The sequence below is a fragment of the Pseudomonas sp. GM33 genome (assembly GCF_000282295.1).
GTDB classification, from domain to species: domain Bacteria; phylum Pseudomonadota; class Gammaproteobacteria; order Pseudomonadales; family Pseudomonadaceae; genus Aquipseudomonas; species Aquipseudomonas laurylsulfatiphila.
The window spans coordinates 1-21,276 of record NZ_AKJO01000086.1 but is presented as its reverse complement, the minus strand read 5'-3'; the positions used below and the strand labels follow the sequence as shown (position 1 = coordinate 21,276).

The following is a 21,276-nucleotide window of genomic DNA, read 5'->3' as shown; positions in this document are numbered from 1 at the left end:
TGTTCTAATCCGAATTCTGTGTTGTTTGTTTTGACGCCATCGCGAGCAAGCTCGCTCCCACAGTGGACTGTGGCGTTCACAAAACCTGTGGGAGCGAGCTTGCTCGCGATTGGGTTCAGCGCTTATTTAGCGACCTTGCCCAATACGCGCAGGCGGCTCACACCACCATCCGGGAACACGTTCAGGCGGATGTGGGTGATCGGGCCCAGTGCCTTGATCTGCTCGGCAAAGGTGTGTTCGGCGTGCATTTCCAGCTTCTGGCTTGGCAGCAGTTCGCGCCAGAACAGCGATTGGGTTTCGATCTGGCTGTCGGTGCCGCCCTTCACGAAGGCGCCCTGGATCGAGCAGCTGTCCGGGTAGTTGCCCTTGAAGTGCAGGGTGTCGACGATGACTTTCTCGACTTCACCGGCATGACCCAGCGCGACGATGACCCAGTCATTGCCCGGGGTACGGCGACGCGCGGTTTCCCAGCCGTCGCCCATGTTGATGCCACGGCCCGGGTTGAGGATGTTGCTCATGCGGCCGAAGTGTTCATCGGAGCAGGCGAGGGCGCGGCCACCGTTGAGGGCCGCGGCCAGGTCGACTTGCTCGTTGTCGCCGATGGCCGACCAGTCGCGGAACGGCACGCCGTACACACGCAGACGAGCCACGCCGCCATCCGGGTAGATGTTGAAGCGCAGGTGGCTGAAGGCCTGGTCGTTGCTGATTTCGTGGTAGTGGTGGCTGTTGCCTTGCAGCTCGACGGCGGACAGCACTTCAGTCCACTGGGTGTTTTCATCAGGCTCGCCCGACGCCAGGAAGCAGGCTTCCAGGGACGCCGATGGCGGGAAGTTGCCGGTGAAGAATGAAGTGTCGATGTCGACGCCCTTGATCGAACCCGGTACGCCCAGGCGGATCACGGCGCTGTCGAAGCCTTCGAAGCGCTTGCGGCGCGATTCCCAGCCGTCCATCCACTTGCCGTTGTCATCGAACACGCCCTCCTTCCATACGGCCGGGGTCGGTTGGAACAGACGGTTGGCGTCTGCGAACCAGTCATCGGTGACCGAGATGATTTTGGTGCCCAGGCGGGCGTCGGCCAGGTTGACGAACTTCTCGAAAGGTACGGCGTAAGCTTTCATTCTTCTTGTCTGCCTTTAAATAAGTGGCTTGGGATGCTTGCGAGGCCCTGTGCGGATTCGGCGTTCTTGAATTCGCTGGGCCAGGCTTGCTATAGGGTCAGTAATCGGAACAGGGCGATCTTGTTGATCTGCGCCAGCGCGCACTTGAACTCGGTGTCGACCGGGTTGTGGATGCGCGTTTCGAACGCTGCGAGGATCTGATGCCGGTTGCTGCCTTTTACCGCCATGATGAAGGGAAACTTGAACTTGGCTTTGTAGGCGTCGTTCAGCTCGGTGAAGCGCTGGAACTCTTCGGCCGTGCATTGGTGAATACCGGCGCCAGCCTGTTCATTAGTGCTGGCTTCGGTCAACTCGCCCTGGACGGCGGCTTTGCCGGCCAGGTCCGGGTGAGCGTTGATCAGAGCCAACTGGCTTTCGTGATCGGCGCTCAACAGGATGTCGCTCATGCGCTGGTGCAGGGTTTCGATCTCGTCGATCGAGGCGTCCTGGCCCAGGTCGAAGGCCTTTTCGGCCACCCATGGCGAATGTTCGTAGATGTCGGCGAAGGCTTTGACGAAGGCGTCGCGGCTCAATGTCGATGGTTTCAATGTTTGAAAGGCGCTCATTTTGCGGCCCCTTGGTACGGGTGGGTTTCCTGCCAGTGGCGCGCGATGTCGACGCGACGGCTGAACCACACCTGTTCATGACTTTTAGCGTATTCGATAAAGCGCTTGAGCGAAGCCAGACGCGCCGGACGGCCGATCAGGCGGCAGTGCAGGCCGATCGACAGCATCTTCGGTGCTTCGGCGCCTTCCGCGTAGAGCACATCGAACGCATCCTTGAGGTATTCGAAGAAGTCGTCGCCCTTGTTGAAACCCTGGACCTGGGTGAAGCGCATGTCGTTGGTGTCCAGGGTGTACGGGATCACCAGGTGCGGCTTGCCGGTCGGGTTGTTCGGCTCCCAGTAGGGCAGGTCGTCGTCGTAGGTGTCGCAGTCGTAGAGGAAACCGCCTTCTTCCATCACCAGGCGACGGGTGTTCGGACCCGTGCGGCCGGTGTACCAGCCCAGCGGGCGTTCGCCGGTGATTTCGGTGAGGATGCGGATCGCTTCGAGCATGTGCTCGCGTTCCTGGGTTTCGTCCATGTACTGGTAGTCGATCCAGCGGTAGCCGTGGCTGCAGATCTCGTGGCCGGCATCGACCATGGCGCGGATCACGTCCGGGTGACGCTGGGCGGCCATGGCCACGGCGAAGATGGTCAGTGGAATGTCGAATTCCTTGAACAGCTTCAGGATCCGCCATACGCCGGCACGGCTGCCATACTCGTAAAGGGATTCCATGCTCATGTTGCGCGCGCCTTGCAGCGGCTGGGCAGACACCATTTCCGACAGGAAGGCTTCGGATTCTTTGTCGCCGTGCAGGATGTTGCGCTCGCCGCCTTCTTCGTAATTGAGTACGAACGACAGGGCAATACGGGCATTGCCCGGCCAGTGTGGATGAGGAGGGTTACTGCCGTAACCGACCAGGTCGCGTGGGTAGTCAGCGCTCACTGCAGGCTTCCTTCTTGTTCGATGATGACGGTTGGTGTGACGTAGCTGAAGATTGGGTGGCAGGCTGGCGTCACAGCGATGGGCTGATTGTATACAACTTTATATTCACTTTGTAAGCCTGAATTTTTGCATTTTTAACCGACTGTCATCTTTTACTGCTATTGGCGTGAGCCTGCAAGAAATCTGCCTGACTGGTCAGTAATTTGATGAAGGCTTCATGGACTGTGCTGTTCGGCGGGAAATCGGCGGTAAATGTGCAGGTGCCGGGTATGGCGCGAAAAATGTCGTTTTTATTGTGTACAATTTTTTTGAAAAGTGTCTTAATCAGTCGCTCGCCGCAACTTTTCGTGCTCCGAATCGGTGCGGTCTCCTTTTCAACTGACTTCGGGAGGCGCGAAGTCTGACTGCTCCACGCAGGCAGGCGCGCAGAATCAATGGGACGTTTGACTACACACGTTTTGGACGCAGCACACGGTTGCCCGGGCAGCTCGATCAAGGTCGAGTTGTACCGTGTTGAAGGATCGCACCTGGAATTGGTCGCCAGCGCGATAACCAACAGCGATGGCCGTGTCGATGCACCGCTGCTGCAAGGCGATGACTACCGCACCGGGGTCTACCAGGTTCAGTTTCATGCCGGCGATTACTACCGCGCCCGCGGCGTCAAGCTGCCGGAGCCGGCCTTCCTGGATGTCGTGGTGCTGCGTTTCGGCATCTCCGCCGAGCAGGATCACTACCACGTGCCGTTGTTGATTTCGCCTTACAGCTACTCCACCTATCGCGGCAGCTGATCCCCCAGGCAGCTGCTGCACCCTGGAAGCGACTGCGCATATAGCTTCTTTGGTCTTTCGCCCGCTCACACTGCGGGCTTTTTTTCGTCTGTAGGAGCGAGCTTGCTCGCGATGGAGGCCCAGACAACGCGGGCATTCAGATGGCCCGCGTCATCGTTGACGTCCATCGCGAGCAAGCTCGCTCCTACAGCTGTTTAGCGGCTCAGCAGGGACGCAGCCCCCGCACCACTGAACAACCCGGCACTGATCCGGTTGAACCAGCTCTGCCCCTTGCCACTGCGCAGATACCGCGCCGCACCATGGGCGCCGAGGCCGTAGGCGAGCTTGCACAGCAGGTCGAGCAGGGTCCAGGTCGCAATCATCACCAGCAGCTGCGGCAGGAACGGCTGTTCGGCACTCAAGAACTGCGGCAGGAAAGCGGCGAAGAACAGGATGTCCTTCGGGTTGCTGGCGCCCAGCATGAACGCACGCCCGAACAGCGCACGAAAGCGTGGCACCGGCGCAGCCTGTGGCACTTCAGCGCCATGGGAAGGCAGGCGCGATTGCTGCCAGCTCTGCCAGGCGAGGTAGAACAGGTAAAGGGCACCCAGAATCTTCAGGGCGTTGAACAGCTGTTCCGACGCCAGCAACAACGCACCCAGGCCTAGCGCCGAAGCACTCAGCAGGCAGATCGATGCGGACACGCCGCCGAGAAAGGCCGGGTAAGAGCGGCGCAGGCCGTAATTCAGACTGTTGCTGATCATCAGCAAAGACAGCGGCCCCGGGATCAGGATCACTATCAGCGCAGCGCCGCTGAACAGCAGCCAGGTTTCCAGACTCATCACTTTCCTCCATTTGCACAAAAGCCTCACCCGACGGGGTGAGGCTGTTTTGAAGCGGGTCCCGCGTAAGGCTTACAGGAAGATGAACTTGGCGATGAAGATCGCGCAGAGCACCCACAGGCTGACGGAGATTTCCTTGTACTTGCCGGTGCCGGCCTTCAACGCCACGTAGGTGATGAAGCCCAGCGCGATGCCATCAGCGACTGAGAAGGTCAGTGGCATCATGATTGCGGTGACGATCGCCGGAATGCTGTCGGTCGCTTCATCCCATTCGATGTGGGCCATGCCGCCCATCATCAGCATTGCGACATAAATCAGTGCGCCCGCGGTGGCATAGGCGGGAATCATGCCGGCCAGTGGTGCGAAAAACATTGCCGCTATAAATAGCACACCCACGGTGACTGCGGTAAGACCAGTCCGACCACCCGCAGCGACACCGGCAGCACTTTCCACGTAGCTGGTGACCGGTGGAACGCCGACTACTGCACCGAATACGCTGGAAGCACTGTCGGCTTTCATGGCGCGGGAGAGGTTTTCGATCTTGCCGTCAGCGCCCACCAGGTTGGCGCGCTGGGCAACCCCCATCAAGGTGCCGGCGGTGTCGAACATGTGTACGAAGAGGAACGCCAGGACCACGCTGATCATGCTGACGTTGAACACGCCGGCGACGTTCATGGCCATCCAGGTCGGAGCCAGGCTTGGCGGGGCCGACATGATGCCCTCGTAGTGCACCAGGCCCAGACCCCAGCCAGCGAGGGTCACGGTGATGATGCTGATGAGGATCGCGCCGAACACCTTGTGATAGCTGAGGATGGCGATCATCAGGAAGCACACGGCGGCGAGTAGCGGGCCGGGTTCGCGCAGGGAACCGAGCTTGATCAGCGTGGCCGGGCTATCGACGACGATACCCGCGGTTTTCAGGCCGATCAGCCCCAGGAACAGACCCACGCCGGCGCCCATGGCGAAGCGCAGGCTGACCGGAATGCTGTTGAGCAGCCATTCGCGGATCCGCGAGAAGGTCAGGATCATGAACAACACACCGGACACAAACACCGCACCGAGGGCGGTTTCCCAGTTGTAGCCCATGGTGCCGACCACGGTGTAGGTGAAGAAGGCGTTGAGCCCCATGCCTGGCGCCAGGCCGACCGGCCAGTTGGCGTACAGGCCCATCAACAGGCAACCGAGGGCCGCAGCGATACAGGTGGCGACGAATGCCGCACCGTGATCGATCCCGGCGTCGGCCATGATGTTGGGGTTGACGAAAATGATGTAAGCCATCGTGATGAAGGTTGTCAGACCGGCAATCAGCTCGGTCTTCACCGTGGTGCCGTGCAAGCTGAGTTTGAACAGACGCTCCAGCAAGCCAGTGCGTAATGGCGGCGAGAGATCCAGCGTCGATGCTTCGGATTTGCGGCTTTCCACAGCGAATACTCCTCAAGAGTTTTATTGTTATTTCCAGGGCCGGACCCATGAGGGTGGCAGCGGCCCTTTGAGGCACTTGCGAATTTGTTGACCGCTTGGTCAGGAACTCGCACGAAGTGGATTATGCTTTTGTATACAAATAATGCAAATAATGTTTTTGGTTTTGTCGACGAAAAGTTTGGCTTTAGGGATATATCGCCTGTTCCGGCCCCTTCGCGGGCAAGCCCGCTCCCACAGGAAACCCGGTCAGGCACAAGATTTGTGAACACCACCCATCACTGTGGGAGCGGGCTTGCCCGCGAAGAGGCCGGAACAGCCAGCATCAAAATCAGCAATTCAGTCGGTATGGGCCTGACTTTTCCCCAACGCCAGATTCACCGCCAGCCACCCATTCACCGCCGTCTCCCCAGCCTCGGCAAACACCCGCTCCAGCAATTTCACCTGCTCACGCCTCAATGCCTGCTCAAACCGCACGCCTTCAGCAGTCAACTCCAGCAGACGCTTACGCTTGTCCGTCTCGGACGCGACGCTCTCGACCAGATGCATCTCCAGCAATTGCCGCAACGGCATGTTCAGCGCTTGCTTGCTCACGCCAAGCAAGGCCAGCAGTTCCTTGACGCTCAGGTTCGGATAGCGGGCGATGAAAAACACGATGCGTTGATGCACCCGGCTCAGGCCGCGGCGTTCGAGCATTTCATCGGCCTTGGCGGTGAAAGCCTGGTAGCCGAAGAAAAACGCTTCCATGGCTTGCTGTTGGGAAAGCGGGTTTTTAAGGTCAAGCATGTTGACGTATCCATTCGAAGAAGCGTAATTTCGGTCAACAAGTTTGACTCATTTTCCTCATGCCTCGCTACCGGTGATCCCCATGGCTTTTTCCGAACGTGTCTCGCGCCTTAAAAGTTCTTTGATCCGTGAAATCCTTGCCGCGGCCCAGCGCCCGCAGGTGATGTCGTTTGCCGGCGGTTTGCCTGCCGAAGCCATGTTGCCGAAAGTCGATTGGGCCGAGATGCCGCTTTCCATGGGCCAATACGGCATGAGCGAGGGCGAACCGGCGCTGCGTGAGGCGCTGGCCGTCGAGGCGCGAGCGCTGGGTGTGGCATGTGAGGCAAGCCAGGTACTGGTGGTCAGTGGTTCACAGCAAACTCTGGATCTGGCCGCCAAGCTCTACATCGACAAGGGCACCGAAATCCTGCTCGAAGCGCCGACTTATCTGGCGGCATTGCAGATTTTCCAGCTGTTCGGCGCCGATTGCCTGACCGTGCCGCTGGAGGCTGACGGGCCGAACCTGGCAGAACTGCGCGCTCGCCTGGAGCAACACCGCCCGGCCTTCATCTACCTGATCCCGACCTTCCAGAATCCTTCGGCGGTACGTTACAGCGAAGCCAAACGCGACGCGGTGGCAGCACTGCTCGACGAGTTCGGCGTCACCCTGATCGAAGACGAGCCTTATCGCGAGCTGACCTTCGACGGTGGCAGCGCCACGCCGATTGCCGGTCGTTTGAAAAAAGCCAGCTGGATCTACACCGGGACCGTGTCGAAAACCCTGTTGCCGGGTTTGCGCGTTGGCTATCTGATTGCCAGCCCGGACCTGTTTCCCCATCTGTTGAAACTCAAGCAGTCGGCGGACCTGCACACCAACCGGGTAGGCCAGTGGCAGGCGCTGCAATGGATCGGAACCGAGAAGTATCAGCAGCATCGCAGTGAGCTACGGGATTTTTACCGGGTGCGCCGGGATGCGTTCCAGCGGGCACTGCAAACCCACTTTTCTGATCTGGCGGACTGGAACGAACCACAGGGCGGGCTGTTTTTCTGGTTGAAGCTCAAGCAGCCGCTGGACACTCGAACCTTGCTCAATGCGGCGTTGGCCAAGGATGTGGCGTTCATGCCGGGCGAGCCGTTCTTCCCCGATCCGGATAACCATCCGGGGTATTTGCGGTTGAATTTCAGTCACATTGACCCGGCGCGGCTGGAGGAGGGGCTCAAGCGGCTGGCGGCGGTGGTGCGACAGGCGCAGGCGGCGCAAGCGGCCTGAAAACAAATAAACCGGCGCAAGGGCCGGTTTATTTTTGTCTGAAGTTTGCGGTGCCTGTGCCGGCCTCTTCGCGAGCAAGCCCGCTCCCACAGGTGACCGAGTTCCCCCTGTGGGAGCGGGCTTGCTCGCGAAGGCGTCCGTCAGAACACCACAAGCAAATCAGGCTGCCGCGAAACGCTTGTCCAGATAATCAATGATCACCTTGGACTCATACATCCAGGTGGTCTGGCCATTCTCTTCGATACGCAGGCACGGCACCTTGATCTTGCCGCCTTGCTCGAGCAAGGCCTGGCGATCCTGTTCGTTGTTCTTCGCATCGCGCAGGGCCACCGGCACGTTCAGGCGGCGCAGGGTGCGGCGAGTCTTCACGCAGAACGGGCAGGCGTGGAATTGATACAGGGTCAGCCCCTTGGCGGCGGATTCAACCTGGGCCTGGGCGGCGGCAGGGCGCTGCTTTTTGCTTGGGCGAGTCAGGAAGTCGATGAAGATGATCAGTTGGCCAAGGCCGACACGAAGCGCTTTTACGAACACGTTGAAAGCCTCACGGTGCTAACGAAGAAGGGCGCGCAGCTTACCTGATTTTTCGCGGACGAAAAAAAACCGGCGATGAATGCCGGTTTTCTTCGTGCCGCGAATTACTTGATGAGGCTGAGGAATTCGCTGCGGGTGGCGGCGTTCTCGCGGAATTCACCTAGCATCACCGAAGTGATCATCGACGAATTCTGCTTTTCCACGCCGCGCATCATCATGCACATGTGCTTGGCCTCGATCACCACTGCAACGCCCAGGGCGCCGGTGACTTGCTGGACCGCATCGGCGATCTGGCGGCTGAGGTTTTCCTGGATCTGCAGGCGGCGGGCGTACATGTCGACGATCCGCGCCACCTTCGACAGGCCCAGGACCTTGCCGCTCGGGATGTAGGCGACGTGCGCCTTGCCGATGAACGGCAGCAGGTGGTGTTCGCACAACGAGTACAACTCGATGTCCTTGACCAGCACCATTTCGCTGTTGTCGGAGCTGAACAGGGCACCGTTGGTGACCTCTTCCAGTGTCTGTTCATAGCCGCGGCAGAGGTACTGCATGGCTTTGGCGGCACGTTTTGGCGTGTCGAGCAGGCCTTCGCGGGAAACGTCCTCGCCGAGCTGGCCGAGGATCGCCGTGTAATTCTGTTCCAGGGACATGAAACTACCTGTGGGATTTTACGCAAAGGGCAAGGGTACGGTGACGGACACGACGCTGCAAGCGTGGCGCATCAGCTTTACTCGTCGCGGCCTTCCATCATGGTGCGTTTGAGCATCACATAAACCGCCCCGGCACCGCCATGTTTGGCCTGGCACGAGGTGAAGCCGAGCACTTGCGGATGCTGGCGCAGCCAGGTGTTGACGTGGCTTTTGATCATAGGCCGCTTGCCGTCCAGGCGTACCGCCTTGCCATGGGTGACGCGCACGCAGCGGATTTCGAATCTGGTTGCTTCGGCGAGGAACGCCCAGAGGGTTTCCCGGGCCTTTTCCACGCTCATGCCGTGCAGGTCGAGGCTGCCTTCGAATGGAATCTGACCGATCTTGAGCTTGCGCATCTGGCTTTCCTGCACGCCGTCACGCGCCCACATCAGCTCGTCTTCAGGGCCGACGTCGATGACGAACTGATCGGACAGACCGTCAACGGTGGTGGATTCGGTGCGCACGGTGGCCGCTTGACGCAGTTTGGCAATCTGCGCACGGTCAGCCTTGGGTTTGCCGGTTTCGGCGCGATCGTGCTTGATCGGCTTGACGCCTTGGATCGCGCTTTTGAACAGGGAAAAATCGTCGTCTTGCATGTCAGCCTCCGCGAAGGGCGGCCAGTTTACCCAACTCGAAGCGAATCGGGCGCGACAAAAACGCGCGCGGCGCTTGGCTCAGTCGTGTTTTTTCATCAGGTGCGGGGACATGGCCAGTTCCCGCGACTGCCGCGAGCGACGGCGGCACCGGCGCCACAGCCAGACACCGAGGTACAGCACGAACAGGCCGATGGCCAGGATCACGGCAGCACCGGTGCGGCTGGTGTTCAATTCTCCCAGGGCGGGAGCGTGGCCGAGCAGGCCGGCGGCACCGGCCATGGCGAGCAACACGCCGCACATCGCCAGCAATGCCGCGAACGTCGCGCCGATTCGAAAACGCCAGTTGCGTTGGCCTTTGGGCCGCAAGCGGCGAGCGTCAAAACCATCGGATAACTTCATTCCGACCTTCCTCAATGGGTATCGGCCCTTCGACCGGGAGTTGACCGGGATGTTCCTGAGGCTAAGACAATTACGGCAAATGCGAGGTTTTTGCGGATGAGCGGCGCTCCAGGCCGCTCATTGAGCGTCGATCAGATCAGTTCACAGGTCAGAGCGAGGGTGGCGAAGTTGTCGCCCATGATCGCCATTTCGGTCTGATGAACGTGCGCGGCGCTCAGGACACCGCCCTTGTAGGGCAGGTCGCGTGTGGCGCAGGCGTCTTCGATCAGCGTGCAGCGGAAACCCAGGTTCTTCGCGGCGCGCACCGTGGTGCTGACGCTCGAGTGACTCATGAAGCCGCAGACGATCAGGTCGAGGGCGCCGAGGTCCTCCAGGCGTTTGGCCAGTTCGGTCCCGTGGAACGCACTCGGCAATAATTTGCCGATGATGGTTTCGTCGCTTTGTGGCTCAAGACCCGGAATGAATTCACCACCGACGCCTTGCGGGTTGAACATGCCACCGAGCGTGCCCAGGTGGCGGACATGCACGATCGGCCGGCCGGCGGCGCGGGCCGCGGCGAGTAACTGCTTGATGTTCGCGACGGCCTCATCCATGCCGCTGAGGGCCAGCGGCCCGCTCAAATACTCTTTCTGGGCATCGATGATGATAAGGGTCGCATGACTCAGTTTGGCTGCCGGATAACCGCGACCGCTGAGTTGAAACATCGTTTTTGGAACGGACATTCTGGGGCTCCTTGGAGTGGGGCTTTTGCGCCATTGTCCTCTGGCTGAGCGGTTCTGTGAATCGCTACGATCGTAGGTGCCGTGGTTGCTGGCCTGTAGCCTTGTCAATAGTCACGTTTTGTTCAATAGCCTGGCGAAAAAACGGATAACTCCTACATTTCGGTCGGTCGTTTTCCCGCGTCGTCGTGGCGTCGTTTGACTGGTAGAATCGCCCGTCGATTTTTCTGGAGTTTGCCGTCGTGATCACTTCCCGCCTTCGCACCCTGCGTGACCATATCCGTTGGGCCGTCAGCCGCTTTCATGGGGAGGATCTGTTTTTCGGCCATGGCACCGACAACGCCTGGGACGAAGCCCGTCAACTGGTGCTGGGCGCGCTGCACCTGCCGTGGGAAATCGCCGACAGCTACCTCGACTGCAATCTGGAAGAAGACGAAGTGGTTCACCTGCAGCTGCTGCTCAAGCGCCGCATCGAAGAGCGCGTGCCAACGGCCTACCTGCTGGGCGAGGCCTGGTTCTGCGGCATGTCGTTCATCGTCGATGAGCGCGTGCTGATTCCGCGTTCGCCGATTGGCGAACTGATCGAAAACCGTTTTACCCCGTGGCTGGCCAACGAGCCGGCGCGGATTCTCGACCTGTGCACCGGCTCCGGTTGCATCGGCATCGCCTGCGCCTACGAGTTCCAGCATGCCGAAGTGGTGCTGGCCGATCTGTCGTTCGAAGCGTTGGAAGTGGCCAACCAGAACATCGAGCGCCACGGTGTCGATGAGCGCGTGTACACGGTGCAGGGGGACGGTTTCGAGGGCCTGCCGGGACAACGTTTCGACCTGATCGTGTCGAACCCGCCCTACGTCGATGCGGAAGATTTCGCCGACATGCCGGACGAATACCAGCACGAACCGGAACTGGGCCTGGCCTGCGGCGATGACGGTTTGAACCTGGTGCGACGCATGCTCGCCGAAGCGGCGGATCATCTGACCGAGAAAGGCTTGCTGATTGTCGAAGTGGGCAACAGCCAGGTGCACGTCGAGGCGTTGTACCCGGAAGTCGACTTCGCCTGGCTGGAATTCGAGCGCGGTGGTCACGGTGTGTTCATGCTGAGCGCGCAGCAGTGCCGGGAGCATCAGGCGTTGTTTGCTTCCCGCGTTTAGAAAGCAAAAGATCGCAGCCTGCGGCAGCTCCTACAGGGATACGCATTCCATGTAGGAGCTGCCGCAGGCTGCGATCTTTTGATTCAACGGTGCGTGGCAATCCAGATCAACAACCCCGCCTGAAACACCGCAAACGCCACCAGGCACGTAATGGTGAAACGCAGCGCGGCGTCTTCGCGTTTGTATTTGCTGACCTTCTCTTCGTGTTTCTTGAGTTTGACTTCCTGCTCGGCCAGGTTCTGCTCGGCTTGCTGGAGCATCTGTGCCGCCTCGAGAATCTCCACGACCTGCAGTTTTTCGCTGTTCCAGTCCCCCGCAAGGTCGCCGACCTTGACTGCTTGGACGCTGCCTTTCAAATGCTGGGCATCGGCATACACCACGTCGAAACCGTGCACGCGCAAAAAATGATCGCGGCGCTGGCGGGTGTCTTCGTTGAGCGCTTCCTTGTTGTTCAGGTCAAAGCCGTCGACGGTGTAAGTGGGCCAGCGCTTCTTCGCCCAGTTGATGCCCTGGGCGATCATGAATCGGCCGATGCCGCGGTTCAGAGGTTCGACCTGCAAACCGCTTTCCGGTCCGAAATGCACGCGCTTTTCAGCGTGATCAACCCACACATCCAGCTGATTCTGTTCATTGCGCACGCGCTGGGCGGGCAGGGTGATGCTCATGCGCATCAGGCTGCGCGCCTTGTCGTTGCGCTCGGCATAGCCGAACTCGACAAAGCGCAATGGGCGCCCGCCTGTATTGCGGTCAGTCTTCAGCGGCGCCAGACGGAGCATCTTGTGGTGCTCGACGTGGACGTCCGCCCAGGGCAGCTCGACCGCTGGCGGTGCTTCTGTTTCAGCGGGGGTGTCGGGTGAAGTCTGGGTGTCAGTCATAACGGCGAGATCCTGTCCAAGCTCAGCTTGTCGCCAACCAATGTGTTGGCGACAAAGGCTTATCGGCCGTTTTTTTCAAGACTGGAGGGCAAACCTTAACTGGTGCGAAGTCCGTCAATAAACCCGAGGATTCGCGTGCCCAGTTCCGCCGCCAGAGGCAATTGCGGGTCCTTATAGGAAGCCAGCTGACGTTTGACGTCGTTGGGCACGATGCGCATGACGTGGTTCATGCCCTCGATCAGTGCCAGTTCGGCGTCCGGTTTGGCGGCCTTGAGCAGCCTGGCGTCATTGACGCCGACCTGGATGTCGTTGCTGCCCTGGATAATCAGCGCCGGCATTTTCAACTGAGCAAACGCTGCAGCCGGGTCCTGGCGAAACAGGGAAATCAGGTACGGCTGCACGCTCGGACGGAAAATGGCCTGCAAGGGTGGCGGCACATTGTCGTCCGGCTTCCCGGCCTTGAGGCTGTCGAGCAATTGGTTACTGCGCGCCAACAACGGCGGTGGCAGGCGATTGCCCAGTTGCTGGCGGATCACCTGATCGACCGGTCGCGCGCTACCCGAGACGGAAATTACCGCATCGGCGTCGATGGTTGGCGCGGCCAGGCTGGCGATCAAGGCGCCTTCGCTGTGCCCGAGCACGATCAGTTTGCCGAAACGCGGATCCGTCTTGAGCTTCTGGCCCCAGGCCTCGGCGTCGGAAACGTACGCGTCGACCGTCAGATTGCGTTCGTCCGGCGTCGCGGCCAGGCTTGCTGCAACACCGCGTTTGTCGTAACGCACACTGGCGATGTTGTGTTTGGCCAGTACCCAGGCCAAGCGCTTGAGACTGTCGTTACGTCCGCCGTCAGGGTTGTTGCCGTCGCGATCCGTAGGGCCGGAGCCGGAAATGATCAGGACAACGGGGACCGGGTTGTCGGACTTGGGCAGCAGCAAAGAGCCGAAAAGCTCGCCGGTGCCGGTGTCCAACGTGATCGGCCGTTGCAGGACAGTCGCCTGGGCGAAGCCGGAAATCAGGGTAAGGCTCAAGGCTAGAACTCGCAGCATCATCACGCCATCATCAAGAAGATGCCGGTTTGACTCACAGGCACCCATAAGGTTCGAGGATGAACTACTTGGGTAGCCTGCGTATACTGGCGCGCATTACGTATTCAGGTTCATTTCACGGAGCGTCCTGCATGTCCGGCAATACCTACGGCAAGCTGTTCACTGTCACCACCGCGGGCGAAAGCCATGGCCCGGCGTTGGTCGCCATTGTCGATGGCTGCCCGCCGGGCCTGGAGATATCCCTGGAGGATCTGCAGCGTGACCTCGACCGCCGCAAGCCCGGCACCAGCCGCCACACCACCCAGCGCCAGGAAGCCGACGAAGTCGAAATCCTCTCTGGCGTGTTCGAAGGCCGCACCACGGGGTGCGCCATCGGCCTGTTGATCCGCAACACCGACCAGAAGTCCAAGGACTACTCGGCGATCAAGGACCTGTTCCGCCCGGCCCACGCCGACTACACCTACCACCACAAGTACGGTGAGCGCGATTACCGTGGTGGCGGTCGCAGCTCGGCCCGCGAAACCGCGATGCGCGTCGCGGCCGGTGCGATTGCGAAAAAATACCTGGCCAGCCAGGGCATCGTGATTCGCGGCTACATGAGCCAGCTCGGGCCGATTGAAATCCCGTTCAAGACCTGGGAATCGGTCGAGCAGAACGCCTTCTTCAGCCCGGATCCGGACAAAGTGCCGGAACTGGAAGCCTACATGGACCAGTTGCGCCGCGACCAGGATTCGGTCGGCGCGAAAATCACCGTGGTGGCCGAAGGTGTGATGCCAGGCCTGGGCGAACCGATCTTCGACCGTCTCGATGCCGAACTGGCCCATGCGCTGATGAGCATCAACGCGGTCAAGGGCGTGGAAATCGGCGCCGGTTTCGCCAGCGTCGCCCAGCGCGGCACCGAGCATCGCGATGAAATGACCCCGGAAGGTTTCCTCAGCAACAACGCCGGCGGCATTCTCGGCGGCATTTCCTCCGGGCAGCCTATCGTTGCGCACCTGGCGCTGAAGCCGACGTCGAGCATCACCACGCCGGGCCGTTCCATCGACATCCATGGCAACCCGGTGGAAGTGATCACCAAGGGCCGTCACGATCCGTGCGTCGGTATCCGTGCCACGCCGATCGCCGAGGCGATGATGGCCATCGTGCTGATGGATCATCTGCTGCGTCACCGTGGGCAGAATGCCGATGTGCGTGTGAGCACGCCGGTGCTGGGTCAGCTGTAAATGGCTGACCTCCTGGTCGCAGCCGTCTGATGGCGACTGCGGCGCTCCCGTACTGGCGGCTCTCCAGTTTCTATCTGTTCTATTTCGCCTTGCTCGGTTCGACAGCGCCGTTTCTGGCGCTGTATTTCGATCACCTGGGATTCAGTGCCGCGCGCATCGGCGAGCTGGTGGCGATCCCGATGCTGATGCGCTGCGTGGCGCCGAACATCTGGGGCTGGCTGGGCGACTTTACGGGGCGGCGGCTGGCCATCGTGCGCTTCGGCGCGGTGTGCACGCTGCTGACCTTCTCGCTGATTTTTGTCAGCAAGACCTACGCCTGGCTGGCGATGGTCATGGCCTTGCATGCGTTCTTCTGGCACGCGGTGTTGCCGCAGTTCGAAGTCATCACCCTGGCGCACTTGCAGGGGCAGACCTCGCGCTACAGCCAGATTCGCCTGTGGGGATCGATCGGTTTCATCATCACCGTGGTCGCGTTGGGCAGGTTGTTCGAATGGCTGAGCCTGGACATCTACCCCGCGGCGCTGGTGCTGATCCTGGCCGGCATCGTGCTCAGCAGCCTGTGGGTGCCGAACGCTCAACCGGCACCGGGTAACCGGGTGGCGGGGGAGGGATTCCTCAAGCAACTGCGCAGCCCCGGTGTATTGGTGTTTTACGCCTGCGTGGCGCTGATGCAGATGAGCCATGGACCGTATTACACGTTTTTGACGCTGCACCTTGAGCGGCTGGGTTACAGCCGCGGTGTGATCGGCATGCTCTGGGCGGTCGGTGTGGTGGCCGAAGTTTTGATGTTCATGGCCATGAGCAGGATCCTCACGCGCTTCTCATTGCGTCGGGTACTGATGGCCAGTTTTCTGCTGGCGGCGCTGCGTTGGCTATTGCTGGGCTCGCTCGCGGAGTTTCTGTGGGTGCTGTTGTTTGCCCAGGTGTTGCACGCGGCGACGTTCGGCAGCTTTCACGCCGCTGCCATTTCATTCGTGCAACGTAGCTTCGGCGCACGCCAGCAAGGGCAGGGCCAGGCGTTGTACGCCGCCCTGGCCGGTACCGGCGGTGCATTGGGTGCGTTGTATTCCGGCTACAGCTGGAACGCCCTTGGCGCCGCATTGACCTTTAGTATTGCCAGCCTCGCAGCGCTCGCGGCTGCCGTTATCATTGCCACATGTATGCAAGAGGACAGGCCATGAGCCTTACCCGTGAACACCTCGCCCAGGAAATCATCGACGCCGGGCGTTTTCTCTATGGCCGCGGCTGGTCGCCGGCCACCAGCAGCAATTACTCGACCCGCCTGTCGCCGACCGAAGCCTTGCTGACCGTCTCCGGCAAGCACAAGGGCCAGTTGGGCATGGATGATGTGCTGGCCACCGACCTGTCAGGCAATAGCCTGGAGCCTGGCAAGAAGCCGTCCGCCGAAACCCTGCTGCACACTCAGCTTTACAGCTGGCGGCCCGAGATCGGCGCGGTGCTGCACACCCATTCGGTGAATGCCACCGTGCTGTCACGCCTGACGCCGCAAGACTTCATCGAGTTCGAAGACTACGAACTGCAAAAAGCCTTCAGCGGCGTGACGACCCACGAGTCCCGGGTGCGTGTGCCGATTTTCGACAACGATCAGGACATTGCGCGCCTGGCCACCAAGGTGCAGCCTTGGCTGGACGCCCATCCCGATTGCGTCGGCTACCTGATTCGCGGCCATGGCCTGTACACCTGGGGTGCGCGCATGAGCGATGCCCTGCGGCAGATCGAGGCCTTTGAATTTTTGTTCGAGTGCGAGTTGAAGATGCGCTCGCTCTTGAACGTTAAAGCATGAATCGTTAAGGAGTTGCCCTGATGAGCAGCCTGTCCGTTTATCACGTCTCCAGCCCTGAAATCCCCAACAAGGTGCTGACCCATTTCGAAGACATCGCCTCGACCCTGGCCGAACAAGGCGTACGCTTCGACCGTTGGCAAGCCGCCACCCGGCTGCAGCCGGGTGCCACCCAGGAAGAAGTGATTGGCGCCTATCAAGCGCAAATCGACCAGTTGATGACCGAGCGCGGTTACATCACCGTCGACGTGATCAGCCTCAACAGCGATCACCCGCAAAAAGCCGAACTGCGCGCCAAGTTCCTCAACGAACACCGCCATGGCGAAGACGAAGTGCGATTTTTCGTTGCCGGCCGTGGCCTGTTTACCCTGCACATCGACGATTACGTCTACGCCGTGCTGTGCGAGAAGAACGATCTGATCTCGGTGCCGGCCGGAACCAAACACTGGTTCGACATGGGCGAGCACCCGCATTTCATTGCGATCCGCCTGTTCAACAACCCGGAAGGCTGGGTGGCCAATTTCACCGGTGAAGACATCGCCAGCCAATTCCCGCGTCTGGAGGACTGAGTCGATGCCGATCAAAGCGATTCTCACCGACATCGAAGGCACCACCAGCGCGGTGAGTTTTGTCTTCGACGTGCTGTTTCCCTATGCCACCAAACACCTGCCGGCGTTTGTTCGAGAGCACGCCGGGCGCGCCGACGTGGCCGAACAACTGGCCGCCGTACGCCGCGACAGCCATGAGCCGGACGCCGACGTCGAGCGGATCGTCGAGATCCTGTTGGGCTGGATTGCCGAAGACCGCAAGGCCACGCCGTTGAAAGCGTTGCAGGGCATGGTCTGGGAGCAGGGCTATCAGGCCGGGCAGTTGCAGGGCCACGTGTACCCGGACGCCGTTGATGCGCTCAAGCGCTGGCATCAGGATGGCCTTCAACTGTTTGTTTACTCGTCCGGTTCGATCCAGGCCCAGCAGTTGATCTTCGGCTGTTCGGTGGCGGGGGACCTGACGCCGCTGTTCAGCGGCTACTTCGATACGACTTCGGGCCCCAAGCGCGAGGCGCAGTCCTACGTCAACATCACCCAGGCGATCAACCTCGAGGCGGGGCAGATTCTGTTTCTGTCGGACATAGTCGAAGAACTCGACGCGGCGCGCGCGGCAGGAATGGCCACTTGCGGCCTGGCTCGCGAAGGCGGGGAGCTGGTGGGGCATGTCACCGTGGACAGCTTTGCGCGGATCGATCCCGCTATTTTCTAAACGCCACAAACCCTGTGGGAGCGGGCTTGCTCGCGAAAGCGGTGTGTCAGTCAACATTAACGTTGGATGACACTCCGCTTTCGCGAGCAAGCCCGCTCCCACAGTTTTATTTACCGTTTTACAGCGAGTGATAAGTCGGCAAGGCAAACCGTTGCTGGCTTTGCAGCAAGGAAATCTGCGGCAGTTCGCTGGCTTGTTCGGCAAGGTCGCGGCGAATCGCACTGATGACCCACGTCAGTTGGTCGCCGTTGTGCAATTGCTGGTAGGAAATCGAGCGTTTGAACACTTTGCCTTCGCCGCCGCTCAGGGTCAGCAGGATCCCGCCATCAGGGCGGGGATGGGTGGCGACTGTGTAGTTGGAGAACAGGGACGAAAACTTTTCCTGGATTAGGCTCATGTCGTTCAGCTCCGTGATGACTTGAATGGCGTGGAGAGACCGTTGCAGCCTTTGTGCCAGTGTTTTTAGTTGGCTAATATCAATAAAAATCAATGGTTTACTGTTTTTGATGATTTTTGTAGTCGTGCAATCTGCATGATTGACCATCGTGCATCCTGCATTTTGCGAGGTCGCTTGGCGATTCGATGGAACCATTGCTCAAGTCGGGGTTCTCGCCGGGCAACCTATCGATCGCGGATCAAGATCGCAGATACAAAACATTTCAAAAACCGCGTGTACAGCTCAAGAACCCTTGACGTATTTTCGGCCTCAGACATCGCCGCCCGACAATAAAAAAACAGCGAACGGGAGCATCATGAGCCGCACGTCGAACGACACGATTACCTGGGGCATGATGCTCCGCAAGCTGCCTTCCATCGCCAAGGCCATCCCCCGGGTGGTCAAGGGCATGAAGGCCGCCAACGTCAAGGACCCGACCCAGGCGTGTGGTTTGGGCTGGAGTTTCGAGCAAGCTACATTGCGCAACCCGGACGGCCCGGCGCTGCTGCAGGACGACGTCACGCTCAGTTACTCCGAGGTCAACCAGTGGGCCAACCGCATCGCCCATCACCTGATCGGCCAAGGTATCGGCAAAGGCGACGTGGTGGCGGTCTTCATCGAGAACCGCCCGGAACTGCTGGTGACGATTCTGGCGGTGGCCAAGGTCGGCGCGATCAGTGCCTTGCTCAATACCTCGCAGACCCGCGACACCCTGGTGCACAGTGTGAATCTGGTGGCGCCGGTGGCGATCATTGTCGGTGAGGAGCTGGTCCCGGCCTACCAGGCGATACGGGATCGGGTGTCGATTCAGCCTGCCCGAACCTGGTTCGTCGCCGATCAGGACACCTCTCGCCAACCGGGTATCGCCCCTGAAGGGTTCATCAACCTGATGACCGTCAGCCTCGACGACGCCTGCGACAACCCGGCCAGCAGCCGGCAGATTTTCTTCGACGATCCCTGCTTTTATATCTACACCTCGGGCACCACGGGGCTGCCCAAGGCCGGAGTGTTCAAGCACGGCCGCTGGATGCGCAGCTCCGCGAGCTTCGGCATGATCGCGCTGGACATGCGCCCGGAGGATGTCGTCTATTGCACCTTGCCGCTGTACCACGCCACCGGCCTTTGCGTGTGCTGGGGCTCGGCCGTCAGCGGTGCCAGCGGGTTCGCCATCCGCCGCAAATTCAGCGCCAGTCAATTCTGGAGCGACGTTCGCAAATACCAGGCAACCACCATCGGTTATGTCGGCGAACTGTGCCGCTACCTGGTCGATCAACCACCGAGCGCCAACGACAGCCGGCACGATGTGAAGAAGATGATCGGCAACGGCCTGCGTCCCGGCGCCTGGAACGAGTTCAAGACCCGCTTTGCGGTGAATCACATTTGCGAACTCTATGCCGCCAGCGACGGCAATATCGGGTTCACCAATATTCTGAATTTCGACAACACGATCGGGTTTTCCCTGATGTCCTGGGAACTGGTCGCGTACGACCACGACAGCGGGGCGCCGATTCGTGGCGCCAACGGTTTGATGCGCAAGGTCGCCAAGGGCGAGCAAGGGCTATTGCTGGCAAAAATCGACGACAAGGCTCCGCTGGACGGCTACACCGATCCGCAGAAAACCGCCAAGGTCGTGCTTGAGGACGTGTTCGAAAAGGGTGACCGCTACTTCAACACCGGCGACCTGTTGCGCAACATCGGCTTTGGTCATGCGCAGTTTGTCGACCGCCTGGGCGACACCTACCGCTGGAAGGGTGAAAACGTCTCGACCACGGAGGTCGAGAACATCCTTCTGCAACACCCGCATATTTCCGAGGCCGTGGCCTACGGCGTGGAAATCCGCAACACCAATGGCCGGGCCGGGATGGCGGCGATCACGCCCGCCGAATCCCTGGCCACCCTGGACTTCAGCGAACTGCTGGCCTTTGCCCGCGAGCAAATGCCGGCCTATGCGGTGCCGTTGTTCCTGCGGGTGAAAGTGAAAATGGAAACCACCGGGACGTTCAAGTATCAGAAAACCCGGCTCAAGGACGAAGCCTTCGACCCGGGTAGGACCGGTGATGATCCGATCTATGCCTGGCTGCCGGGAACCCAGACTTACGTGCAGGTCACGGAGCAATTGTTGTCCGACATTCACGGCGGCAAGTACCGCTATTGAATCTGGCTATGGCGGCCCATGAGAAAAAACAAGTGACAGTGCCGGGACCGCTCGGGAAACTGTCGGCTTTTACGAATGACAGAAAAGGGAGTGCCCAATGTCAGACAAAAGCCGCCAGATGACCCCCGAAGAAGCCGCCGAATTTGCCGAACAGGTATTCAACAAGGCACGGGAGGGCGATGCGGCGATGATGGCCGCGCTGCTGACCAAGGGCTTGCCGCCGAACCTGCGTAACCACAAGGGCGATACCTTGCTGATGCTGGCCGCGTACCACGGTCATGTGGACACGGTAAAAGTCCTGCTGGAGCACAAGGCCGACCCGGAGATCCGCAACGACAACGGCCAGAGCCCGATTGCCGGCGCCGCCTTCAAGGGTGACCTGGCGGTGATCAAGGCTTTGGTCGAGGGTGGCGCGCAGGTTGAAGGCTCATCCTTCGACGGCCGCACGGCGCTGATGATGGCGGCGATGTTCAACCGCGTCGAAGTGGTCGACTACCTGATCAGCAAGGGGGCCGACCCGCAGGCCAAGGACGCCAATGGCATCACCGCGCTGGAGGCCGCCAGGACCATGGGGGCTGCCGATACGGTTGCGCAGTTGCAGAAACTGGTTGGCTGATTGCTTGAAAAGATCGCAGCCTTCGGCAGCTCCTACATTTGAACCGCGTGGACCTGTAGATACCGTCTTGAAC

Annotated in this window: 24 protein-coding genes; 10 read left to right on the top strand and 14 right to left on the bottom strand. The window is 60.2% G+C overall.

The window, feature by feature from the left end:
* Positions 1–122: 122 nt before the first annotated feature.
* The 3 genes from alc to puuE form a co-directional block, all read right to left on the bottom strand.
* Positions 123–1,118 carry an allantoicase gene (gene alc / locus PMI26_RS14660; protein WP_007974931.1) on the bottom strand — a complete coding sequence of 332 codons (996 nt, stop codon included), beginning with the start codon at positions 1,116–1,118 and terminating at the stop codon, positions 123–125.
* An 89-nt stretch (positions 1,119–1,207) separates the two neighbouring features.
* Entirely contained in the window at positions 1,208–1,723 is a 516-nt protein-coding gene (gene uraD, locus PMI26_RS14665) for a 2-oxo-4-hydroxy-4-carboxy-5-ureidoimidazoline decarboxylase (RefSeq protein ID WP_007974929.1), read from the bottom strand.
* Positions 1,720–2,646 carry an allantoinase PuuE gene (gene puuE, locus PMI26_RS14670; RefSeq protein WP_007974927.1) on the bottom strand — a complete coding sequence of 309 codons (927 nt, stop codon included), beginning with the start codon at positions 2,644–2,646 and terminating at the stop codon, positions 1,720–1,722. The genes uraD and puuE overlap by 4 nt, the downstream gene beginning before the upstream one ends.
* A gap of 434 nt (positions 2,647–3,080) precedes the next feature.
* Here puuE and uraH point away from each other — a divergent pair, with 434 nt between their 5' ends.
* The gene (gene uraH / locus PMI26_RS14675; RefSeq protein WP_007974925.1) at positions 3,081–3,434 is read left to right on the top strand and encodes a hydroxyisourate hydrolase; all 354 of its coding nucleotides are present in this window, start codon (positions 3,081–3,083) and stop codon (positions 3,432–3,434) included.
* A 194-nt stretch (positions 3,435–3,628) separates the two neighbouring features.
* Here uraH and PMI26_RS14680 read toward each other — a convergent pair whose 3' ends face one another.
* From PMI26_RS14680 to PMI26_RS14690, 3 genes are all read right to left on the bottom strand, one after another.
* Positions 3,629–4,255 carry a LysE family translocator gene (locus tag PMI26_RS14680; protein WP_007974921.1) on the bottom strand — a complete coding sequence of 209 codons (627 nt, stop codon included), beginning with the start codon at positions 4,253–4,255 and terminating at the stop codon, positions 3,629–3,631.
* A gap of 72 nt (positions 4,256–4,327) precedes the next feature.
* Positions 4,328–5,677 (bottom strand): NCS2 family permease, encoded by a 1,350-nt coding sequence (locus PMI26_RS14685; protein WP_007974918.1) that lies wholly within the window; start codon positions 5,675–5,677, stop codon positions 4,328–4,330.
* Between the two features lie 336 nt (positions 5,678–6,013).
* Positions 6,014–6,460: a MarR family winged helix-turn-helix transcriptional regulator gene (locus tag PMI26_RS14690; RefSeq protein ID WP_007974917.1), complete on the bottom strand. Its 447-nt coding sequence runs from the start codon at positions 6,458–6,460 to the stop codon at positions 6,014–6,016.
* A gap of 82 nt (positions 6,461–6,542) precedes the next feature.
* Between PMI26_RS14690 and PMI26_RS14695 the strand changes: the two genes are divergently transcribed.
* Entirely contained in the window at positions 6,543–7,709 is a 1,167-nt protein-coding gene (locus PMI26_RS14695; RefSeq protein ID WP_007974916.1) for an aminotransferase-like domain-containing protein, read from the top strand.
* A gap of 159 nt (positions 7,710–7,868) precedes the next feature.
* Here the strand turns inward: PMI26_RS14695 and PMI26_RS14700 are convergent, their stop codons facing one another.
* The 5 genes from PMI26_RS14700 to PMI26_RS14720 form a co-directional block, all read right to left on the bottom strand.
* Entirely contained in the window at positions 7,869–8,240 is a 372-nt protein-coding gene (locus tag PMI26_RS14700) for a glutathione S-transferase N-terminal domain-containing protein (RefSeq protein WP_007974915.1), read from the bottom strand.
* Positions 8,241–8,344: 104 nt separating this feature from the next.
* A complete protein-coding gene (gene folE / locus PMI26_RS14705; protein WP_003204506.1) occupies positions 8,345–8,890 on the bottom strand; it encodes a GTP cyclohydrolase I FolE in 546 nt (181 codons plus the stop codon).
* Positions 8,891–8,967: 77 nt separating this feature from the next.
* Positions 8,968–9,525, bottom strand: a complete 558-nt coding sequence (locus PMI26_RS14710; protein ID WP_007974913.1) for a Smr/MutS family protein — start codon at positions 9,523–9,525, stop codon at positions 8,968–8,970.
* Between the two features lie 78 nt (positions 9,526–9,603).
* Positions 9,604–9,924, bottom strand: a complete 321-nt coding sequence (locus PMI26_RS14715; RefSeq protein WP_007974911.1) for a hypothetical protein — start codon at positions 9,922–9,924, stop codon at positions 9,604–9,606.
* Positions 9,925–10,055: 131 nt separating this feature from the next.
* Entirely contained in the window at positions 10,056–10,646 is a 591-nt protein-coding gene (locus tag PMI26_RS14720) for a cysteine hydrolase family protein (RefSeq protein ID WP_007974909.1), read from the bottom strand.
* 239 nt (positions 10,647–10,885) lie between these two features.
* On the opposite strand from PMI26_RS14720, the gene prmB reads away from it, so the two are divergent.
* A complete protein-coding gene (gene prmB / locus PMI26_RS14725; RefSeq protein WP_007974906.1) occupies positions 10,886–11,794 on the top strand; it encodes a 50S ribosomal protein L3 N(5)-glutamine methyltransferase in 909 nt (302 codons plus the stop codon).
* A gap of 83 nt (positions 11,795–11,877) precedes the next feature.
* Here prmB and PMI26_RS14730 read toward each other — a convergent pair whose 3' ends face one another.
* Both PMI26_RS14730 and PMI26_RS14735 read right to left on the bottom strand, forming a co-directional pair.
* Positions 11,878–12,669: a hypothetical protein gene (locus PMI26_RS14730; protein WP_007974905.1), complete on the bottom strand. Its 792-nt coding sequence runs from the start codon at positions 12,667–12,669 to the stop codon at positions 11,878–11,880.
* A gap of 95 nt (positions 12,670–12,764) precedes the next feature.
* Positions 12,765–13,763, bottom strand: coding sequence for an alpha/beta hydrolase (locus tag PMI26_RS14735; RefSeq protein WP_033047900.1), 999 nt, complete (start codon positions 13,761–13,763; stop codon positions 12,765–12,767).
* Positions 13,764–13,846: 83 nt separating this feature from the next.
* On the opposite strand from PMI26_RS14735, the gene aroC reads away from it, so the two are divergent.
* From aroC to mtnC, 5 genes are read left to right on the top strand one after another with little or no spacing between them, the layout of a single operon-like run.
* Positions 13,847–14,938: a chorismate synthase gene (gene aroC / locus PMI26_RS14740; protein WP_007974902.1), complete on the top strand. Its 1,092-nt coding sequence runs from the start codon at positions 13,847–13,849 to the stop codon at positions 14,936–14,938.
* Positions 14,939–14,967: 29 nt separating this feature from the next.
* On the top strand, positions 14,968–16,119 hold the full coding sequence (locus PMI26_RS14745) for an MFS transporter (RefSeq protein ID WP_007974899.1): 1,152 nt from the start codon (positions 14,968–14,970) through the stop codon (positions 16,117–16,119).
* The gene (locus tag PMI26_RS14750; RefSeq protein WP_007974897.1) at positions 16,116–16,742 is read left to right on the top strand and encodes a methylthioribulose 1-phosphate dehydratase; all 627 of its coding nucleotides are present in this window, start codon (positions 16,116–16,118) and stop codon (positions 16,740–16,742) included. The genes PMI26_RS14745 and PMI26_RS14750 overlap by 4 nt, the downstream gene beginning before the upstream one ends.
* Positions 16,743–16,762: 20 nt before the next feature.
* Positions 16,763–17,308, top strand: a complete 546-nt coding sequence (locus PMI26_RS14755) for a 1,2-dihydroxy-3-keto-5-methylthiopentene dioxygenase (RefSeq protein ID WP_007974895.1) — start codon at positions 16,763–16,765, stop codon at positions 17,306–17,308.
* Between the two features lie 4 nt (positions 17,309–17,312).
* Positions 17,313–17,996, top strand: coding sequence for an acireductone synthase (gene mtnC / locus PMI26_RS14760; RefSeq protein WP_007974894.1), 684 nt, complete (start codon positions 17,313–17,315; stop codon positions 17,994–17,996).
* 118 nt (positions 17,997–18,114) lie between these two features.
* Here the strand turns inward: mtnC and PMI26_RS0129630 are convergent, their stop codons facing one another.
* Complete coding sequence (locus PMI26_RS0129630; protein WP_033047898.1) at positions 18,115–18,393, bottom strand: DUF3509 domain-containing protein; 279 nt, start codon at positions 18,391–18,393, stop codon at positions 18,115–18,117.
* 355 nt (positions 18,394–18,748) lie between these two features.
* On the opposite strand from PMI26_RS0129630, the gene PMI26_RS14765 reads away from it, so the two are divergent.
* Both PMI26_RS14765 and PMI26_RS14770 read left to right on the top strand, forming a co-directional pair.
* On the top strand, positions 18,749–20,587 hold the full coding sequence (locus PMI26_RS14765) for a long-chain-acyl-CoA synthetase (protein ID WP_007974890.1): 1,839 nt from the start codon (positions 18,749–18,751) through the stop codon (positions 20,585–20,587).
* A 97-nt stretch (positions 20,588–20,684) separates the two neighbouring features.
* A complete protein-coding gene (locus PMI26_RS14770; protein WP_007974888.1) occupies positions 20,685–21,203 on the top strand; it encodes an ankyrin repeat domain-containing protein in 519 nt (172 codons plus the stop codon).
* The last annotated feature ends 73 nt before the right edge of the window (positions 21,204–21,276 follow it).

Bases quoted from the DNA above. Each gene is read 5' to 3' on its own strand.
- PMI26_RS14710 (WP_007974913.1), bottom strand. From the start codon at position 9,525: ATGCAAGACGACGATTTTTCCCTGTTCAAAAGCGCGATCCAAGGCGTC.
- PMI26_RS14680 (WP_007974921.1), bottom strand. From the start codon at position 4,255: ATGAGTCTGGAAACCTGGCTGCTGTTCAGCGGCGCTGCGCTGATAGTG.
- aroC (WP_007974902.1), top strand. From the start codon at position 13,847: ATGTCCGGCAATACCTACGGCAAGCTGTTCACTGTCACCACCGCGGGC.
- PMI26_RS14770 (WP_007974888.1), top strand. From the start codon at position 20,685: ATGTCAGACAAAAGCCGCCAGATGACCCCCGAAGAAGCCGCCGAATTT.
- uraD (WP_007974929.1), bottom strand. From the start codon at position 1,723: ATGAGCGCCTTTCAAACATTGAAACCATCGACATTGAGCCGCGACGCC.
- mtnC (WP_007974894.1), top strand. From the start codon at position 17,313: ATGCCGATCAAAGCGATTCTCACCGACATCGAAGGCACCACCAGCGCG.
- PMI26_RS14720 (WP_007974909.1), bottom strand. From the start codon at position 10,646: ATGTCCGTTCCAAAAACGATGTTTCAACTCAGCGGTCGCGGTTATCCG.
- PMI26_RS14755 (WP_007974895.1), top strand. From the start codon at position 16,763: ATGAGCAGCCTGTCCGTTTATCACGTCTCCAGCCCTGAAATCCCCAAC.
- PMI26_RS14750 (WP_007974897.1), top strand. From the start codon at position 16,116: ATGAGCCTTACCCGTGAACACCTCGCCCAGGAAATCATCGACGCCGGG.
- PMI26_RS14730 (WP_007974905.1), bottom strand. From the start codon at position 12,669: ATGACTGACACCCAGACTTCACCCGACACCCCCGCTGAAACAGAAGCA.
- PMI26_RS14690 (WP_007974917.1), bottom strand. From the start codon at position 6,460: ATGCTTGACCTTAAAAACCCGCTTTCCCAACAGCAAGCCATGGAAGCG.
- PMI26_RS0129630 (WP_033047898.1), bottom strand. From the start codon at position 18,393: ATGAGCCTAATCCAGGAAAAGTTTTCGTCCCTGTTCTCCAACTACACA.
- PMI26_RS14765 (WP_007974890.1), top strand. From the start codon at position 18,749: ATGAGCCGCACGTCGAACGACACGATTACCTGGGGCATGATGCTCCGC.
- uraH (WP_007974925.1), top strand. From the start codon at position 3,081: ATGGGACGTTTGACTACACACGTTTTGGACGCAGCACACGGTTGCCCG.
- PMI26_RS14735 (WP_033047900.1), bottom strand. From the start codon at position 13,763: ATGGGTGCCTGTGAGTCAAACCGGCATCTTCTTGATGATGGCGTGATG.
- PMI26_RS14745 (WP_007974899.1), top strand. From the start codon at position 14,968: ATGGCGACTGCGGCGCTCCCGTACTGGCGGCTCTCCAGTTTCTATCTG.
- folE (WP_003204506.1), bottom strand. From the start codon at position 8,890: ATGTCCCTGGAACAGAATTACACGGCGATCCTCGGCCAGCTCGGCGAG.
- PMI26_RS14695 (WP_007974916.1), top strand. From the start codon at position 6,543: ATGGCTTTTTCCGAACGTGTCTCGCGCCTTAAAAGTTCTTTGATCCGT.
- PMI26_RS14715 (WP_007974911.1), bottom strand. From the start codon at position 9,924: ATGAAGTTATCCGATGGTTTTGACGCTCGCCGCTTGCGGCCCAAAGGC.
- alc (WP_007974931.1), bottom strand. From the start codon at position 1,118: ATGAAAGCTTACGCCGTACCTTTCGAGAAGTTCGTCAACCTGGCCGAC.